Below are 679 nucleotides of genomic sequence, written 5' to 3'. Positions count from 1 at the left end.
AAGGGGAAGGCCATAGAGTACGTGATCACTAAATTTTATCCCGTTATAGGAATATTGGGTTTTATAAGCTATAGAGAAGGCTATACCGAGGGGAGGGGGCTCTTAAGTCTTAAAGAGAAGATTGGATAATCTTCAGAGCACAAAATTATATGTCTACTAGAAAAAATAAGGGCGTTCTTGTATCTCATGTGCTTCTTATTTCACACTGTCCAAAGCTAGTATCTCTAGCCTCAGTACAATGAGGTACAAATCAGATGATTTCTTACCCTACCTTAAATACACTTTTGTGAAAATTACTTTAAAGGTCGTGTATTAGCTTATGCAAAATCTTTTATGGAAAGAGCTTATTGCTCTAAGAGCAAGGAAAAAAACGTATAAGGTTCCAGTGATTAAGGTTCCAGTGATAATGAAGAACTTATCGATGAAGTTTATAATCTTATCTTATTTAATTTATACTAAATCACCATCAAGTTCTATAGGATATTCAGACGTTTGAAAAAAGGATTTTATTTTTTCTGAGCTTGAGGAGCGAATAAATTGAGATTTCTGCATAAAGCAAACATGGAAAAATTGTGATTGATTGATAATGTCTTTTATCAGATAAGAGGATGAGAGCGATGAGAAAAGGATATTTCTTTCAATATCGTAACGTGAATCAATAAACAATAAAACGCCAACA

1 protein-coding gene is annotated in these 679 nt (G+C 33.3%); it reads right to left on the bottom strand.

Features of this window, described 5'->3' with window-relative positions:
* Positions 1 to 450 precede the first annotated feature (450 nt).
* Positions 451 to 679: hypothetical protein (locus ACFIO3_RS14830; protein ID WP_375704754.1), on the bottom strand; the 229-nt coding region annotated here is incomplete at its 5' end.

The organism is Bartonella sp. AD328YNZD, assembly GCF_042196425.1.
Note: the sequence above shows the minus strand (reverse complement) of the source record. Positions and strands in the feature narration are given on the sequence as shown.